General features: G+C 26.9%; 16 protein-coding genes. 11 read left to right on the forward strand and 5 right to left on the reverse strand.

The annotated features are described in order from the left end of the window. The first annotated feature begins 571 nt into the window (after nucleotides 1–571). From R4K56_RS12595 to R4K56_RS12610, 4 genes are all read left to right on the forward strand, one after another. Nucleotides 572–1,090, forward strand: a complete 519-nt coding sequence (locus tag R4K56_RS12595; RefSeq protein ID WP_335772772.1) for a YcxB family protein — start codon at nucleotides 572–574, stop codon at nucleotides 1,088–1,090. Nucleotides 1,091–1,143: 53 nt separating this feature from the next. Continuing rightward, nucleotides 1,144–1,749 (forward strand): regulatory protein RecX, encoded by a 606-nt coding sequence (locus R4K56_RS12600; RefSeq protein WP_335772773.1) that lies wholly within the window; start codon nucleotides 1,144–1,146, stop codon nucleotides 1,747–1,749. Between the two features lie 71 nt (nucleotides 1,750–1,820). Continuing rightward, entirely contained in the window at nucleotides 1,821–2,495 is a 675-nt protein-coding gene (trhA, locus tag R4K56_RS12605) for a PAQR family membrane homeostasis protein TrhA (protein WP_335772771.1), read from the forward strand. A 41-nt stretch (nucleotides 2,496–2,536) separates the two neighbouring features. Beyond that, nucleotides 2,537–4,204 carry an AMP-binding protein gene (locus R4K56_RS12610; RefSeq protein WP_335772770.1) on the forward strand — a complete coding sequence of 556 codons (1,668 nt, stop codon included), beginning with the start codon at nucleotides 2,537–2,539 and terminating at the stop codon, nucleotides 4,202–4,204. 48 nt (nucleotides 4,205–4,252) lie between these two features. On the opposite strand, the gene R4K56_RS12615 is transcribed toward R4K56_RS12610, so the two are convergent. Both R4K56_RS12615 and R4K56_RS12620 read right to left on the reverse strand, forming a co-directional pair. After that, complete coding sequence (locus R4K56_RS12615) at nucleotides 4,253–5,134, reverse strand: hypothetical protein (RefSeq protein ID WP_335772769.1); 882 nt, start codon at nucleotides 5,132–5,134, stop codon at nucleotides 4,253–4,255. A gap of 14 nt (nucleotides 5,135–5,148) precedes the next feature. Further along, nucleotides 5,149–5,610: a hypothetical protein gene (locus tag R4K56_RS12620; RefSeq protein WP_335772768.1), complete on the reverse strand. Its 462-nt coding sequence runs from the start codon at nucleotides 5,608–5,610 to the stop codon at nucleotides 5,149–5,151. A 277-nt stretch (nucleotides 5,611–5,887) separates the two neighbouring features. On the opposite strand from R4K56_RS12620, the gene R4K56_RS12625 reads away from it, so the two are divergent. From R4K56_RS12625 to R4K56_RS12655, 7 genes are all read left to right on the forward strand, one after another. Next, nucleotides 5,888–6,292, forward strand: a complete 405-nt coding sequence (locus tag R4K56_RS12625) for a hypothetical protein (RefSeq protein WP_335772767.1) — start codon at nucleotides 5,888–5,890, stop codon at nucleotides 6,290–6,292. After that, nucleotides 6,255–6,671, forward strand: a complete 417-nt coding sequence (locus R4K56_RS12630; protein WP_335772766.1) for a hypothetical protein — start codon at nucleotides 6,255–6,257, stop codon at nucleotides 6,669–6,671. Before R4K56_RS12625 ends, R4K56_RS12630 begins: the two co-directional genes overlap by 38 nt. 101 nt (nucleotides 6,672–6,772) lie before the next feature. Further along, nucleotides 6,773–7,792 (forward strand): oxidoreductase, encoded by a 1,020-nt coding sequence (locus tag R4K56_RS12635; RefSeq protein WP_335772765.1) that lies wholly within the window; start codon nucleotides 6,773–6,775, stop codon nucleotides 7,790–7,792. Between the two features lie 354 nt (nucleotides 7,793–8,146). Next, nucleotides 8,147–9,910 (forward strand): aspartate--tRNA ligase, encoded by a 1,764-nt coding sequence (gene aspS / locus R4K56_RS12640; protein WP_297295793.1) that lies wholly within the window; start codon nucleotides 8,147–8,149, stop codon nucleotides 9,908–9,910. Between the two features lie 106 nt (nucleotides 9,911–10,016). Next, nucleotides 10,017–11,045 carry an AAA family ATPase gene (locus tag R4K56_RS12645; protein WP_335772764.1) on the forward strand — a complete coding sequence of 343 codons (1,029 nt, stop codon included), beginning with the start codon at nucleotides 10,017–10,019 and terminating at the stop codon, nucleotides 11,043–11,045. 2 nt (nucleotides 11,046–11,047) lie between these two features. After that, on the forward strand, nucleotides 11,048–11,608 hold the full coding sequence (locus tag R4K56_RS12650) for a DUF3226 domain-containing protein (RefSeq protein WP_335758256.1): 561 nt from the start codon (nucleotides 11,048–11,050) through the stop codon (nucleotides 11,606–11,608). A gap of 32 nt (nucleotides 11,609–11,640) precedes the next feature. Continuing rightward, nucleotides 11,641–12,324, forward strand: coding sequence for an HAD family hydrolase (locus R4K56_RS12655; RefSeq protein ID WP_335758257.1), 684 nt, complete (start codon nucleotides 11,641–11,643; stop codon nucleotides 12,322–12,324). Between the two features lie 239 nt (nucleotides 12,325–12,563). On the opposite strand, the gene R4K56_RS12660 is transcribed toward R4K56_RS12655, so the two are convergent. The 3 genes from R4K56_RS12660 to R4K56_RS12670 form a co-directional block, all read right to left on the reverse strand. Continuing rightward, complete coding sequence (locus R4K56_RS12660; protein ID WP_335772763.1) at nucleotides 12,564–14,123, reverse strand: DUF6348 family protein; 1,560 nt, start codon at nucleotides 14,121–14,123, stop codon at nucleotides 12,564–12,566. Nucleotides 14,124–14,379: 256 nt separating this feature from the next. Further along, entirely contained in the window at nucleotides 14,380–16,230 is a 1,851-nt protein-coding gene (locus R4K56_RS12665; RefSeq protein ID WP_335772762.1) for a methyl-accepting chemotaxis protein, read from the reverse strand. Between the two features lie 275 nt (nucleotides 16,231–16,505). Continuing rightward, nucleotides 16,506–18,329 carry a methyl-accepting chemotaxis protein gene (locus tag R4K56_RS12670; RefSeq protein WP_335772761.1) on the reverse strand — a complete coding sequence of 608 codons (1,824 nt, stop codon included), beginning with the start codon at nucleotides 18,327–18,329 and terminating at the stop codon, nucleotides 16,506–16,508. Nucleotides 18,330–18,446 lie beyond the last annotated feature (117 nt).

Here is an 18,446-nt window from a genome sequence, read left to right on the forward strand (position 1 = left end):
GCAAAAAATATAGTTATATTATTAATAATGATATTTTAGACAATTTTTAAAGTTTTTTAATTTATAGTGTTTTTAATAGTGTGTTAATATATTATACTCAATTTGTTATTGTTTTTCAATATAGTATTTTATTATAATTTTTCATTAAAGCGAATTCTAAACCCCACCCATTATTCTTTATTAATTAATTTTACAATTATTATTTTAATTAACTTTTTTGTTTTTTTAGAAAAAGCACACCCACCCTAAATGTTAATTAAATTTATAATTCTTTTAACGCACGGTAAATGCAACATTAAATATAATAAGTTCAGCAATACAATTTTTTTTTATTATTAAAATACATTCACCGTGCGGTTTAGAGATTCAAATTTCTAAATCCCACTTGGGCGGGCATGCTTTTTTTATTTTTGTAACAAGGATAATTAAAACAATAATTTAAATAAAAATAAAAAATTTTAAAGGGCGGGGTTTCTAAATAATATATTGAGGAAAAACAAATATGAACCGCACTTGAAAAAAAATATACTTATACTATACTAATAAAAAATAAAAATAATATAGGTACAATATGAAAAAAGAATACAATTATAAATTAGTAGAAGATGACTTTATAGACTTTCAATTACATTATTTAAAAATCAATTCTAAAATGACTGCCTCAATAAAAAAAACAATAATTATATTAGTAGTTTTATATATTATTATATTCGTATCAATGGCTGTATATTTCAGAGATAATGCCTTGCTAATAATAATAATGGCTGTATTAGTTTCAGCTTTTTCTATTTTGCAAATATTAACATATAGAAAACGTATAGAAATAAAAATAGCCAAGAAAGTAAAAGAATATGTAAGAAGCGGGAAATTGGATAAAGTATTCGGAGATAAAGAATTAACAATTTATGATGATAAAGTAGTATTTAAAGAAGACAGAGGAACAAGCTCTTTCAATAAAGATGATATAAAAAATATAGACGCAAGTGCTAAATCTTTGTTTATTTATACAGATGAAATGTCAGCAATAATCATACCTAAACATTGTTTAAAACAAGAAGATATAGATTTTATTTTATCATATAAAAAATAACACTTGAAAAAGTGAGAATATTATTATAGTATTGAATTATGGTTATTTTAAAAATGAAATTAAAAGGTGATAAAATATATATCAAAGTGTCAGGCGGAGATGTATTTACTATACCTAAAAACGGACTTTATGAATTAGATATATATGAAGGAATGGAACTTGAATACGAAGAAATTCCTCATATAAGAAATAAAGCCTTTGAATCTGCCGCAAGAAAAACAGCAGTATCTATATTAAAAAGAGGCTTTATAAGTGAAGGCATGCTCAAAGATAAAATGCTTAAAAAAGGCCATAAAAAAAGATTTATAAGATATGCCGTTTCATACTGTAAAGAATATGATTTAATAGATGATAAAAGATTTGTAAAAGTTGCTGTAAATAGTTTAAAACTTAAAGGCAAAAGCAAAAGACATATCATAGATTATCTTAAGAAATGTAAAATAAAATCTTCATTAATAGAAAGAGTTCAAAACTCTATAAGCGAGAAAAGCGATGATAAAGCATTGAAACAAGCTATAGTAAAATATTATAGAGTGTATGAACATAAAGAGAGAAAGGAAGATTATATTATCAAAGCCTTAATGAGAAAAGGTTTTAAATATGACAGAATAAAAACTTTGCTCACAAAATATCTGAATAAAAAAAATAGAAACGAATAAATTAATAATTGATAAAAATAGTTACAAATAACCATTTACTTTATTATTAATAAGGTTTAATATATTCTATTATGAATAGTATAATAAAAATTAATAATAAAATCAAAACATCAGTATCAATAATAAGTGCTATAATTTGTATAATATGTGCGAGTTTATCTGTAGTTGTTTTGGTTCTTTTAATCATTAATTCAAATACAGCTAGAGAGATAACTTCTTTTTCACTCTATTCAAGTTTTCTAATTATATTTTATATAATAAATTCAATATACCATTTTTTCCCATTTAATAATAAAGCTAAAAAAGTCTTTTATATATTATCACATGCATTTTTTATTATGATGATATGGGGAGTTTATATCCCTCCTTGTTTAATATCATTAAAAAACGGTTGGGGTTGGAGTTTCTTTGGAATAATTACCGGACTTTGTGTATTGGCTATCATATTGAGAAGCATATTTGGATATAGATGGAGCGGTTTTAGTGAAACTATTTATTATTTAATATTAAACTGGGTTTGGCTTATAGCAATATCAAAAATATCAGCAGCAGTTGGAGAATACGGTGCCATACTTTATTTAACTGGATTCTTACTCTTAACTATAGCTATGGTATTTTACAGACTTGCTATGTATGATGCCAATAAAAGATATAAATTATTCTTACCATTATTTTATTTCCTTCTAATAATATCTAATATATGCCATGCAGTTTTTATGTTTAGATATGTTGCTAATATTTTTTAAAATTACTATAATATATATCACAATTACATAGGAGAGGACTCATGATTAGAGAAAGACTAAGCGACTATATTCAAAACACTATAAAAGAAAACTGGGATATAAATGCACTGGCTGATTATGGTACAGATAAGATATTAAAATACTCTGATGTAGCAGAAAATATTTTAAAAATACATATAGCTTTTAAAAAACTTGATATACATAAAGGCGAAAAAATAGCTCTATGTGGAAGCAATTCTGTTAATTGGGCTTTAATATATTTATCAGTAGTAAGTTATGGTGCTGTTATAGTACCTATATTAGTTGATTTCTCTAAAGAAGATATAGCTTCTATACTTAAAGATTCAGGATCTAAATTCCTTTTTGCAGATAAGCATATTATTAATGGAATAGAACCAAAAACTATAGAATCTCTAAATAAAGCATTCTACTTAGATACTTTGGATACAGTAATTATAAAAAATAATGAAGATAATAAAGAAAATCAAGATAATAAAAAAGAAATAAAAAAAGATAATATATTTAATGATATAAAACTAGAAGATTTCAGCAAAGAAAATTTTCATCTCACAATATTTGAAAATGAAACCCTAGCTACTATTATATACACATCAGGAACTACAGGATTCAGTAAAGGAGTTATGCTCAATCATAATTCACTTGCTGCTAATATAAGATTTGCAATTAATAATATGCCTATCAAGTCTAATGACCATATACTTTCATTTTTGCCATTAGCACATGTATTCGGCTGTTTATTTGATTTTCTTTTCCCATTTTCAAAGGGAGCATGTATATATATGCTCAATGCTATACCTAGCCCAAATATATTATTAAAGGCTTTTGATGAAGTGAAGCCTAATCTTATACTTATGGTTCCGCTTATCATAGAAAAAATTTATCTTAAAAAAATACTGCCTACTATAAACAAGCCTCTAATTTCAAAATTATTAAAATTGCCTATTGTATCATCTATATTGAAATCAAAAATAAGAGATAGTTTAACACAGTCATTTGGCGGCAATTTCCATGAGGTTATAATAGGAGGAAGTGCTTTAAATGCTGATGTAGAAAAATTCCTTATGGATATAGGATTTAAATTTACTGTTGGTTATGGTATGACAGAATGCGGACCTCTAATAAGTTATGGGCCTTGGAATAAACATGAAGCAAGAAGCTGCGGCTGCATAATAGACACATTAGAAATAAAAATTGATGCTAAGAATGAAGGCGAAGTTGGAGAAATAATGGTTAAGGGTGAAAATGTCATGCTTGGATATTATAAGAACCCTAAAGCCACTGCAGATGTTCTTTCTAAAGACGGCTGGCTTAGAACCGGCGATTTAGGAGTACTTGGCAAAGACAATAGAATATTTATAAGAGGAAGAAGTAAAAATATGCTTCTTGGTGCCAGTGGACAAAATATTTATCCTGAAGAAATAGAAAGTAAATTGAATACTATGCCTTATATATCAGAATCTTTGGTTCTTCAAAGAGATAATAAATTGCATGCTTTAATATATTTAGATAATGAAAGAGTAAAAGCTGAAAATTTAAGTGAAGAAGATATTAATAAACTTATGGAAAATAACAGAATAGAAATTAATAAGGTGCTTCCGGAATTTGGAAGGATATCAGGATTCACTATACAAAAAGAAGAATTTATAAAAAATCCTACAAAGAAAATAAAAAGATTCTTATATAAATAAGAAGAATATTAAATAACAGTTCGGAAAGGCAGGCTTAAAAATTCTCTATTATTTTTTAGCGGGCTCTGTAGCATAAGGTGAATGACCAGTTGTAGTTTTATCAATTGGTCTTGCCGCATTACCATCTGTACCTGTATATCTTGGCACATATTCAGATGAGTTTGCGGTCATATCATAAGCATATACTTGATAAAGAATGATGTTTTTATTTCCATCAATAAAACCTATAGGATCATACTCGTAAAATTTATACCCTAAATGATAACGCTCTATAGCCTGAAATTCAGTAGGAAGCAGCTGTCCAAATACATCAGTATAATCTGTAATTTTAGCATAAGCGAATATAAATTTACTGTATGTATCTATAGCGATAAGATAATTGTCTAATTCAACTATTGCATTTCCTTCTGCTCTAATGAAGAAAAATCTATCTATTCTTTCAGAAGAATTGTAAACGCCATCATATTGTACCAAAGGATTTTTTCCATAACGATGAACTGTCATAGGTTTTATATCTATAACTAATGGTTTATCTCCCAAAGGAGCTTCGGTTGTATTCCCGTCTCTACTGGCATTAAATGTATATTCATCAAAATGGCTTCCCTTAATTTTTCTCCATTTTCTGCCGTCATTAGGAATAAAAAAGGAATATGTAGGAACTGTATGAACATCAAAACTTATTTTCATAAAATAGTTATACAGTTCCTTTCCATTAAATTTATAGTCAATTCTATTCCAATCCTCTGTACTATTGAAAGGATCGGTTTTATCATTACTATCATATGAAGGCATATCTAAATCAGGATAATCTGGATTTACCTTTTTATTATTTGAAGTAGAATTATTATAATAATATCTTTTTCTTGCATCAAAAGGATTCATGCAGGAGCATAAAAATATAATTATCAACAGATATAGTATGTTCTTCATAATATAAAATCAAATTAATTAGCTTGATAAGTTAAACTAATATCTTTTAAGCTTGGTTCAAATTTACCCTCTGGAAATATATCTATATCAGCTAAAGCACCTGCAGTTTTATCTGTTCCAGATTGAAATCTTATTTGTACTTGAGCACTTGCAGGATTGCCTCCAAGTTTAATAGTAGCATTGAAAGGGTCGAAAACTGTTTCTTGTGAATTAGGGTCATCTGATATTTTTATAGGATTATTTGGATCTAAACTTTCATCACCATTAACTTTTAATGATGTCAAACTTCCTTTATTATCAAGAACCATTTCCAATGACATATTACCTAAATTAGAAATTGTTCCTGTGTATTTTCCTGCTCTTTCTGATAAAGCAATTCCCTTAGTTTCTGTATTATCTTCTGGTTTGTTTGGGCTTGAGCATGAAACTGCAAAAGCTAATAACATTACACTTAATAAAATACTTATTTTTTTCATTTTACTTCACTCCGTTTTTATTTTTCTTTAATGCAAAACATATTAAAATAACATAAATAAAAACTCAATATAAAAAATGTAGTAATTGATAAAAATATAGTCTTTTTGTTTGTAAAAAATGTATAAATAGATAAATATGTTCAATATGTATTATAATAAAAATTGAAATAAAGACATTTTTTAAAAACTGTTTATTTTTTTTATTTTTTAATATATATAGTTTCTTGAAATTATTTAATAATAATCTACAATCTTGAAAAAATGTAGGAGAGAAATTATGATTAAAAAACTATCTATTTTAATTTTGTCTATGATAATGATTATATCATGTTCAAAAAACAACCCAAATGATCCAAATAACGGAGGAACTACTCCAGATCTTCCTCAAACATCTGTTAATTTTGATGAAGTATTCTTAAAATTTATAACAGATATAGATACTGTACCAACATTCCAATTTATAAAAGATAATGGTATTACAACAAATAATGCTGGAGAGCAAATACCTTATACAAGAACTTGGGCACAAGGTACTGATACAACTAATACTTGTTATATTTATAAAGCACCAGATGGAGAAAGTACAAACACAGGAAGTTTTATGGGAAGTCCTATACCAGCTCCTATAAGTGAATTAAAAATATATGCTTACAGAGGTATATCCATTCAAAAGAAAAAATGATAATGAAATAGAAAATCAATTCTACTTCTATAGATATATAGGTAAAGTTATTATTTCTGATGTTGATAATTTCTTAATAGCTGTTGATACAAAAACTGGATATGTATTCCCTTATGCTGTACCTGAATACTGGAAAGATGAATATGGTAATCAGGCACCTACAGGTTGGATATCTGCTGAATCTGGAAAAACAGGAAAATATGGTACTACAGATCAACAAGAAACTTTTGAACCTAAAAAATTCTGGCAGTATGACCCTATAGGTAAAGTTAATGATGACGGTACTGTTACTTTAGAGAAATTCTATACTGATGGTCAAGCAAGCGGAGATTATGCTCCTAAATATACTGGAAAATCACCTTACAAAGATATAAAATAATTATCCGTTCTTATAAACACATTTATAAAGGTGCTGTTCTTTTATAGGGCAGCATCTTTTTTTATCTTATAATTTTATTATATTTTTATATGGAGTGAAAAATGTTAAACATAGCATACATTGCAAATGGCAAAAGTACAAATAGATATCATTTACCTTTTGTATTAAAAAGAAAAGACAAATTAAAAGTAAAGACTATTTATTCTCCTAATGTATCAAATTCAAAATGGGAAAAAATTGAAGGTATAAAATACACATCAAACATAGATGATATATTAAACGATAAAGAAATTAATTTAGTGGTAATATGCACAAAACCTGAACTTCATTATCAATATGCTAAAATGGCTTTAGACAATGGAAAAAATGTACTTGTTGAAAAACCTTTTATGATTGACTTTAATCAGGCAAAGGAAATATTTGAATATGCCAAAGAAAAAAATCTTCTGCTTCAATGCTATCAAAACAGAAGATACGATTCTGATTTTCTCACAGTAAAAGAAGTTATTAAAAGCAGAAAGCTAGGTGATATAATAGAAGTTGAGATGCATTTTGATTATTACAGGCCGGAAGTTCCTGAACACTCTACACGATTTGAACCTCTTGAAAGTTATTTATATGGGCATGCCAGTCATACTGTGGATCAAGCAATTTCTTTTTTTGGAAAGCCGGATAAAATAGTATATGATGTCAGATGTCTTTTGGGAAACAATAAAATGAATGATTATTTTGATTTAGATCTCTTTTACAGCAATCTGAAAGTATCAATAAAATCAAGTTATTTCAGAATCAAAAAAAGGCCAAGTTTCATAGTATACGGTAAAAAAGGAATGTTCATAAAAGAAACTCCGGACAGGCAGGAAGAGCATTTAAAAATGTTTTACATGCCAACTAATACTGATTTTGGAAAAGACAATTTAGAGCATTATGGAACAATAACTTATATTGACAGCAACGGCTCTATATATGAAGAAAAAGTTCCTACTATAGATGGAGATTATGGAAGGGTATATGATGCCTTATATGACAGTATAATTCTAGGAAAGGAACCTATCGTTAAAGAAGAAGAAACTTTATTAGTTATGCAGATATTAGAAGAAGGGATAAAACATATATCTTAAACGCCTACTACGCCGCACGGTAAACAAAGCATTTATTATAATCAAATTATAATATTAATTTCATCCTTAATTAATATGCATTCACCGTGCGTTAAAGTAAATTCCAAATTTAATAAAATCTTGGGCGGGCATGCTTTTTTAATTTTGGCATTAAAGAAAATTACATCTCAATACTAATTATAATTTCATAAAGATAAAGGGCGGGGTTACTGATATAATTATAAAGAATATATTTAATTTTGATTATTGATTTTTATACCTATATATAATATAATAATTATGTTTATTCAAATTAAAAGAAATATAACTTATTTTTTAATAATCAAATAAATAATTTTTTTAAGAGGAACTAATATGCGTTTTAAAAGTGCCTATAATGGAATATTAACAAAAGACGATATCGGCAAAGAAGTAAAACTAGCTGGTTGGGTCTTAAGAAGAAGAGATCATGGCGGAGTAATATTCGTAGATTTAAGAGACAGAACAGGTTTTGTACAAATTGTATTCAACCCTGAAATCAGCAAAGAAGCACATAATGACGCTCAAGATTTAAGAAGCGAATATGTTATCAGTGTTGAAGGTAAAGTAAGAGCTAGAAGTCCTGAAATGGTTAACCCTAAAATCCCTACTGGTGAAATTGAGGTTATGGTTGAAAAAATGGAGCTTCTTAATACTTCTGAAACTCCTCCTTTCTTACTTGAAGATGATATTGATACTGGTGAAGATATAAGATTAAAATACAGATACTTAGATTTAAGAAGAACTAAAGTATTCAACAACTTATACAAAAGATTCCAAATCACTAATGCTTTCAGAAAACATTTAGCTGATAATGGTTTTATAGATGTTGAAACTCCTATATTAAATAAAAGTACTCCTGAAGGTGCAAGAGACTTCTTAGTTCCTTCAAGATTAAATGCTGGAGATTTCTATGCATTGCCTCAATCTCCTCAAATATTCAAACAAATACTTATGATAGGCGGTTTTGAAAGATACTATCAAGTTGCTAAATGTTTCCGTGATGAGGACTTAAGAGCTGACAGACAGCCTGAATTTACTCAAGTTGATATTGAAACTTCTTTCCTTAATACTGATGAATTCTTATCTATTATGGAAAGTGTTACTGCTAATATAGTTAAAGATGTTTACGGAATAGATATTCCTACTCCATTCCCTAGATTAAATTATTATGATGCTATGGAAATGTACGGAAGCGATAAGCCTGATACTAGATTTGAATTAAAACTTATAAATGTTGAAGATGCTGTTAGAGGCTGTGATTTTGCAGTATTCAAAAATGCTTTAGACAACAAATTTATAATAAGATGTTTAAATGCTAAAGGCGGTGTTGATAAATTAAGCAGAAAAGATATTGATGACTTTACTAAATATGTTGGTATATTTGGTGCTAAAGGTCTTGCTTGGATGAGAGTTACTGAAAACGGACTTGAATCTAACATTGTTAAATTCTTCTCTGAAGAAAATCAAAAGAAAATTTTAGAAGTTACAAAAGCAGAAAAAGGCGACTTATTATTCTTTGTTGCTGATACTCCAAAAGTTACTTATGATGCTTTAGGTAATTTAAGATTAAGAGTTGCTGAGAAATTAAATTTAATAGATAAAGATAAATTGAATTTCTTATGGGTAGTAGAATTTCCATTATTTGAATATGATCATAAAGAAAAGAGAATATCAGCTACTCACCACCCATTTACTGCTCCTGTACCTGAAGATGTTGCTATACTTGAAAGCGAACCTCTTAAAGTAAGAAGTGATACTTACGACTTAGTATTAAACGGAAACGAAATAGGCGGCGGCGGTCAGCGTATTTATGACAGCAAGATACAAGCTATAATATTTAAACTTTTAGGTATAGATGAAGAAAAAGCAAAATTAAGATTCGGATTCTTACTTGACGCTTTAAAATATGGTGCTCCTCCTATGTGCGGTATGGCTTTCGGTATAGACAGAGTTATAATGTTATTACAAAAACAAGACAGCATAAGAGAAGTTATAGCATTCCCTAAAACTCAAAAAGGTCAATGTTTAATGAGCGGATGTCCTTCTACTGTTGATGCTGATCAATTAGATGAGCTTCATTTGAAAGTTGAAGAATAATATAAAATAATTATTATTTATAACATATTAAGTTCCTACTATCATTAGTAGGGACTTAATGTGAACTAATCATTTTAAGTTAATTACTTAGGAATAAATATATAAAATGTTAAATAATATAAAGATAAAAAACTTCAGAGGAATTAAACATTTAACAATTGATAATCTTAAAAATATAAATTTTTTTCTAGGTAAAGCAAATACTGGAAAAACATCAGTAATAGAAGCAATAGCATGCGGTATTACTAAAAATGCTAATTCTTTAATATTACTATCATATCTTAGAGATGTTATTAAAGATGATGATATATTTGAGTCATTATTCTATGATTATAATATAAATATACCTATTATACTTAATACACAAATTGATGATAATAATTATATAGTTGAAATATCTCCATGTAAACAAGAAAGAGAAATTATAATATCTGATAATCCAACAGAAGAAATATATAATTCTGAAATTAATAGCCTATCATATAAAATTTTAAATAATGGAATAACTTATAATTCTTCAATATCATATACTAAAAAAGATAAAAAGATAAACATTAAATTTAATAATATAAATCTTGGTATAAATGATAATACCGATTTTATAAGTAGTTATATGGATTATGATTTATCAAGCAATTTAAAATATATATTGTCAAATAATCAAAAAAAAGAACAATTTAAATCTTTATATACTAAATTTGACAATAGAATAAAAGATATAAGATTTATAGAAAATAAAGTTGCTGTAGAATTAGTTAATTTAACACATGCTATAAATATAAAATCTATGGGAAAAGGCTTCCAAACATATCTAAAAATTATAGCTTCTATGGTAGCTGGAAATAAATATATAATTATTGATGAAATAGAAAATGGCATGCATTTTGAAAGTGTAAAAATTTTACTTGAAAATATTTTATCACTCTCAAAAGAATATAGTTTACAATTTTTTGTTACAACTCATAATAAAGAATTATTAGAGATTTTGAATAATATTTTAGATGAAAATAATTATAATGATATGCTTTCAGTATACAATACATATATAAATAATGAAAATAATATTGATATAATAAATTATACTCAAGAAAATTTTTCTCATTTTATAGAAAATGATAATGAAATGAGGGATTAATAATGATAACTATTTTTGTAGAAGGAAGCAGCGATAAAGATTTTTTAGAATTATATATAAAATATTTGAAAAATAATGGTGATATAAAAAATGAAAGTAATTATAAAATAGAACAAGTAGGCGGAAAAGACAAATTATTCGAATACAAAAATAAAATAAAAAAAACAAATGGTAAATATATGATAATATTTGATGCTGATCTTGATTATAATGCTTCAATTAATAATATAAAAAATCAATTTGAAATTTCTAACGATGATAATATATTTTTATTTCCAAATAATAAAGATACTGGAAACTTAGAAACATTATTAGAAAAAATAGCAATATGTAAAGATGTTTTAAATTGTTTTGATAGTTATGAAAAATGCATTAACGGACTTAAAAACACTAATCCAAACATTAATACTCCAGCAAAAAAATCAAAAGTGTATGCTTATATGCATGCATTTGGATTTAAAAATACTATTCAAAAAATAGAAAAATTTGATTTGACACCATATATAAATTTTGATGATCCTTATTTAAATGAATTAAAAAACTTTTTAATAAAATCATTATAAGATATAACAAAGTATAATTATTGGAATAAAATATGAATAAATTAGATTTAGTAATATTTGATATGGACGGATTACTTCTTGATACTGAAACTATTAGTTTAGCTGCTTGGAAAAAATCTTTCAAAAATTATAATATTGATATTGATGTAGAGAAATTATTCTTCAGTAAAATACTTGGTTCAAATGAAAGCTCTATAAAAAGTACTATAATGGAAATATCTAATATTGATAATGAAAAAATATTCTATGATATGATAAATAATCAAATTGAAGAAGCATTCAATATAGTAAATGAAGATGGTATTAATATAAAAAAAGGTGCTTTGGAATTATTAGATTTTTTAAATGAAAATGGTATAAAAAAAGCTATAGCAAGTTCAAGTATAAAAAGAAAAGTTGATTTATATTTAGAGAGAACAAATTTAAAAGAAAAATTTGATTATATAGTTTCTGGAAATGAAGTTGAAAAACCTAAACCTTATCCTGATTTATATAACAATGCATGCAATCATTTTCAAGCTGATAAAAATAATGTAATAATATTAGAAGATTCTAAAAATGGTTTATTATCCGCTAAAAATGCTGATATAGAAAAAAGATTTTATATTCCTGATTTACTTTTATTATCAATGGAAGAAGAAAAAGAATTATCTTATAAAAAGTTTAATGATCTTATAGAAGTAAAAGAATATATTAAAAATAATTTTGAATATTAATAAAACTTCTATTTTGTATTATTTTAATTTGCCCGCCCTTTATCTTATATTGAGGTATTCTGTAATTTCTATTTTTAATTTCTTTATTGTTAAAAAAGAAATGTTAACGCCCACCCAAGATTTTTTTAACTTTAAAAATACATACACCACACGCTTAATAAAATTAAAAATATAAATTTAATTAGTAATAAGATTCATTTATATTTATTAATTATTAAAGCGTGTGTTCAAAAATTTATTTATCTAATTTCATAATCATCATCTACATTGAAGCTTATATTCACTTCCAAATTTTCAAGCTTCTGATTTTTCTTTTCATAATCAGCCTTTATTTGTGAATATATATTATATCCGGCACTCATATTTATAAATTTAGCATATATCTCATTTTCTTTTCCATTAAATGCCCCACTATTAAATAGTGAAAAAAGATAATTATTAAGTAAGTGATATGTATGAAGCTGAGTTTTATAAACTGAACAATTCTTTGTTTTAAAGTGGAAATTAACAAGCTCTCCTGAATGAAGCTCATTATAGAATTCATTATCAGCACAAATTTCTGGTAGGAATAAAAATAAATCTGAAGCAAGACTATAATCTTTAGTTAGGTTTTCAGCTAAATCACCTAGTTTATCATAATAGTCTTCTGTTTCATCAGCATTTAAAACTATATTCGCATATTGCTGAACGAAATTTAGAATTTCTTCATTAGAGTATGGATAAGGAGTATAAGTTTCATCATCTTGAACTAAAAAGAAAAATTGCTTATCAGAAAGGAAATCTGTTTCTCCCCAAGTTTTTACATACTCATTCATTTTGTTAGCAAGCTCAGGTATGTTTACATCATTTATTCTCAACTCGCCAACAGAATAATTATCTCTAGCCTTTGCCCCATATATTTTTATATAACAAATTTTCTGATTTCCTATACGCTTTAATATATCATCTTTAAACATATTCCAATATGTATTAACATTCTTTGGATTTTGAGAATTGTTTCCAATATTTACTAAATTGCTTGTATATACTTTCCATTTATGAGTCTTTCCTGCAAATTCAGTTTCTACTTCATCAAGAATCTTTCCTTCATTCATAGCTTTTATTCCAGTCATTATGCCATAGGCAAAACTTCCATTAGCAAGACCAGCAGCTGTATTTGTATCTTTTCCAGCACTAGCACAGCATTCAAATATATTTCTGTCCCAATTAGGACTTGATATATAATAATTTATAACAGCACTTTTATCTGTTACTGTATCAACATAAGCATTGATAAATATATTCCATTTTTTTATAACTATGCTTCCTTCTATTATTTCATTTTCTATATCATTAGAAAGTATTGATGATATATCACTTATTATAGAATCTGCATTATTGGCATCTACACTATTAGCCTCATATTGAAATGCATCTTTTCTTATATCATCTTTAAATCTATTATAAAGATTATTATAGTAATCATATTCTTCAATACTTATATTATCCTTATTCATTTCAAGAGTATATATAGCTCTCTCTATATATTTAGTAGAAGTATCAGCATCACATTTTCCCAAATGTGCATAAGCTGTTTTATAAAACCAAGTATGATGATTTCTAACTTCTTCACTTAATGAGTTTAAAACTTCTATTGCTAAATCAAACTTTCCTGTGTTATTATAAGCTACAGCAAGAAGCCCTCTAATATCATCATCTTGTTCTTTTTCTGGAATAGATAATAATAATTTTACTATATCATGATGTTTGCCTTCGGCATATAACTGATCTAATTTGGCATTTAATTCTTCATTTATCATATCAATTTCCTTTAATTTCATATTTATAAGATATAATAAGTATATTAGAATATATCTAAATTGCAAATTTTTTTTATATAATTTTGTGAACAGTTATATAAAAAATAAACTTTATATATGTATTATATGTAATTTAAAATATATGATGTTTTAATTTGATAAGATTTTATAAGATAAGAAATTAATAAAAAATTATTGGCTTTAGATTGTTATTGTTACCTAAAACCAATAATTTTATATTTAACTAAATAATATATTATTTAACTTTAAAGAAACTCATAATATCTTCTAAGTGATTAGCTTGATCAAGTAAAGACCTTGAAGCTGCAGTAGACTGTTCTACTAAAGCAGCATTTTGCTGAGTTATATTGTCCATTTTTGTTACTGCTGTATTAACCTGATCAACACCTGATTCCTGTTCTATAGCTGTCTGACTTATATCATTCATAATCTTAGAAGTTTCTTCTATTTTAGCTTCTATATCTGTAAATATCTCTTGTGAATGTCTAGCCATTTCAGCTGATTTATTGATTTTCTCATAAATATCTTCTATAAGAGTAGTAATGTCTTTAGCTGATGATTGTGAGTTCTGTGCTAAGTTTCTTACTTCGCTTGCTACAACTGCGAAACCTCTACCTTGATCGCCTGCTCTGGCTGCCTCTACTGAAGCATTTAAAGCTAATATGTTAGTTTGGAAAGCTATATTTTCTATTACTTTAGTGATATCTTTTATCTTAGCACTAGCTTCATAAACTTCTTCTATCATTTTTGTAGTATTAGCAATTACACTTCCGCCTTCAATAACAGCATTTCTTGAAGCTATCATTACATTATTACCATCAACTGAATTCTGTGCTGATGATTTTATTGTAGATGCCATCTCTTCCATAGAACTAGCTGTTTCTTCCAAACTTGAAGCCTGATATTCTGTTCTTTGTGCTAAATCCTCACTACCCTTATGTAGTTCATTGGCCGCATTAGCTATTTCAGAAGAAGCTGCAAGAACCTCAGAAATTACTTCTACAAATCTATTTCTCATAGTGTCAAAAGAATGTGACAATTCACCAATTTCATCATCTCTTTTATCTAATTTAGATGCAAACATAAAATTACCTTCTGCCATTTTATGAGCTTCATCTACTATATCTCTTATAGGTCTGATAAGTCTTCCTATATAGAAACCTGATACTAAAGAAGAAAATATAATGCCAGCTATACCTAATATTATACCTATAATTGTCATCTTTCTGCTTTCAGCATGCAATAGTTTCTGAGTGATACCGCACATCATAAACCAAGGCTGAGATTTCATTCTTTTGAAAAATGCACTTCTTTTTATGCCTTCATGAGTATATGAAAATAAACCTGAATCTTTACCAGCTGGAGTTTTCAAAGAAGAATTTGCCTCTGTTCCTAAAGTTCTATCAATATTATGATATACAACTTGTAAATTTGCTTCATTTAAAACAAATATACTTTTATCTTCAGAAAATTCACTTCTAGTATCAGCCAATGTTTCATTTATTATTCTTGACCAGTCTACAAAAGCAACAAAACTTCCTATAAGCTGACCTTCTAAACTGTATACAGAATGCACTATAGGAAGCACAAAACCATTATTTATATCAGATTCATATATTGTATCACTTGTAGCATGATCATAACCTGAATCAACAAATTCTTTCCACAATTGAGGATATGCTGCAAACATGTCCAAACCTGAATTTTTAGTATCTCCATTATAAGATTCTATTACTCTTCCATTTAAATCTATTAAATCTAATGTAACTATGTAATCATTATTATCAAGTAAATTTATCATAGTTCTTATAGCTCTATCTTTAACATATCCACTTCTTGTCTGCATATATTCTATAATAGTAGGTATTCTTGAATAAGCGTCCATAATAATTAATTGGTCATTAAGTATAGTATCAAGCAAAGAAGAATAACCATTTACAGAAGTAGAAAATCCTGAATATGTAGCATTATTTATAGCTTTGCTTGCTATATTTATAGAAGTAAATATTATTGTAAATGATAATATAACAATAACTATATTGACAATAAGGGGAATTTTAAAAACTATACTATTAAATTTTCTCATAAGAAATTTCTGCAAACCTCTCTATCTAATAATTTAGAAACTATAGTATTAAGTTACGGTAATAGAAATCAATTATTTAAATAAAAATAAAATTAATATACACAAACAACCAAACACTATAAGAATTATAGTATAATTTTAATTTTAAAAAAGTCAATTATAAAAAAATATTTAGCAATAAATATGTTAAATAAGTAATATAATAATAAAAAAAGGGTTATTATAGCCTATGAAAGTATAATAAACCCTTTTTAAATTGGAAAATAATGAATATATTATTTCACTTTAAAGAATGCTACAAGAGTCTCTAAATGATTAGCCTGATCAAGCAAAGATTTTGAAGCTGCAGTGGACTGTTCTACTAAAGCAGCATTTTGCTGAGTTATACTATCCATTTTTGTTACAGCAACATTAACTTGATCAACTCCTGCTTCCTGTTCTATAGCTGTCTGACTTATATCATTCATAATTTTTGAAGTTTCTTCTATCTTCATTTCTATATCTGTAAAAATTTCCTGAGAATGCCTTGCCATCTCTGCTGATTTATTTATTTTTTCGTAAATATCTTCTATAAGCACTGTAATATCTTTAGCTGAAGCCTGTGAGTTTTGTGCTAAATTTCTTACCTCGCTTGCTACTACTGCAAAACCTCTGCCTTGATCTCCTGCACGGGCTGCCTCAACTGAAGCATTTAAAGCAAGTATATTAGTCTGAAAAGCAATATTTTCTATAACTTTAGTAATGTCTCTGATTTTAGCACTGGACTCATAAACCTCCTCTATCATTTTAGCAGTATCTGCTATAACACTTCCTCCTTCAGCAACAGCATTTCTTGAAGATATCATAACATTATTTCCGTCTACTGAGTTCTGTGCCGATGATTTTATAGTAGAAGCCATCTCTTCCATAGAAGAAGCAGTCTCTTCCAAACTTGATGCCTGATACTCCGTTCTCTTTGCCAAGTCTTCACTTCCCTGATAAAGCTCATTTGCAGCATTTGCTATCTCTTCAGAAGACATTAATATTTCCTTAATCATTTGTGAAAATTTAGACTTCATATCATTAAATGAATTTAATAATTCGCCTATCTCATCGTTTCTGGATTGTATATAAAAAGATGATGCCAAATTTCCAAGAGATATTTCTTTAGCTTCTTTAACTATATTCTTTATAGGGCTTATGATTCTTCTTATATAGAAAACAGAAAATACAACTGATGCGGCTATTCCTATGATACCTATTATACTTCCGCTTAACAGCATTTTTCTATTGGCAGAATAAATCAGGCTTTCCGATATTCCGATTCCAGAGGTCCATGGCATAGATGACATTTTTTTATAGAAAACAAATTTATCAGTGTTGAAATAATTAAATCTTACAATACCAGAAGAAGAATTTGAAGGGATATTAAGATTTATAGTTTTCTTAAGCTCCGATGCTATATTATGGTATACAATTTCTCTATTATCATTCATTATAAAAATACTTTTTTCTGTCGAAAAATCATTGCCGAATCTATATAAACTATCTCTCATTATTAAAGACCATTCTATAAAACCTATAATAGCACCCGCATAATTATCATTATTATCTAAAATAGGAACTATAATTGGAAGAATAAAACCATTATTCATATCTGACTCATATATGGTTTCTGATATAGATACCTTATTTTCCTGCTTAAAAATATTCCATAAATCAGGATATATTTCAGATATTCTTCCTCCTATATTTGTATCTCCTGTATATGATGCTAATATTTCTGAATTTCTTGAAAGTATGTAAGCATTTGTTATATATTTATTATTATCAAGCACTTGAGTTAAAGTAGTGAAAACATTTCTATTTCCGTTTTGAATATAATCAAGCATTACAGGCATAGAAGCGTAACTTTCCATAAGAAGTATTTGATTTTCTATAGATATATCTAAATAACTATTGCATCCGTCTACAGTTGATATCATATATTGATTTGCATAATTATCAATTTCTGATGATGCCAGATCAATTAAAGAAACTATTATAAAAAGAGATATAACAACTGTTGCAATGTTTAAAATAACAGGCAGTTTTACCTGCATGCTGTTAAACTTTTTCATTAAATACTCCTCTAAAAACAATAAATAATAAAATATGCAATAAAAAATGCAGGCAGAAAAATATCTGCATATTTGTTAATAGATGTCTGATGTCTGATGTCTGATGTCTGATGTATG

It is taken from the genome of Brachyspira pulli (assembly GCF_036997785.1).
Taxonomy (GTDB): Bacteria; Spirochaetota; Brachyspiria; order Brachyspirales; family Brachyspiraceae; genus Brachyspira; species Brachyspira pulli.